This is a genomic window from Vibrio sp. 10N.222.49.C9 (assembly GCF_041474985.1).
GTDB classification, from domain to species: Bacteria; Pseudomonadota; Gammaproteobacteria; order Enterobacterales; family Vibrionaceae; genus Vibrio; species Vibrio crassostreae_C.
This window is the reverse complement of record NZ_JBFRVD010001256.1, coordinates 1-314: the sequence shown is the minus strand read 5'-3', so window position 1 is coordinate 314 and position 314 is coordinate 1. Positions and strand designations below refer to the sequence as shown.

The window sequence follows — 314 nt, the reverse complement described above, 5'->3', positions numbered from 1 at the left end:
GGTAAGCTCAGTGATTATGTTGAGCTAGATCCTGTCGGCACTTTTATTGAACCTGAGGGTTTGACCTTGGTACTAGAAAGAAGTGTTGCAGAGCAGCATCAGCTGTCCTTTGATGGTGCCTTTCGAATGATTACATTGACCGTGCATTCAAGCCTTGAGGCGGTAGGGTTAACTGCCGCGGTATCAACGAAACTGGCTGAGAAGGGCATCAGTGCGAATGTGATCGCTGCCTATTACCATGACCATATCTTTGTTCAGGCTGCAAAGGCTGAGCTAGCACTTCAAGCTCTGAATGAGTTTAGTGAGTAAGCACC

1 protein-coding gene is annotated in these 314 nt (G+C 47.5%); it reads left to right on the top strand.

Annotation, left to right across the window (positions count from 1 at the left end; genetic code table 11):
- On the top strand, positions 1-309 hold a 309-nt coding region (locus AB4585_RS27805; RefSeq protein WP_372171982.1), incomplete at its 5' end, for an ACT domain-containing protein.
- Between the last annotated feature and the right edge of the window lie 5 nt (positions 310-314).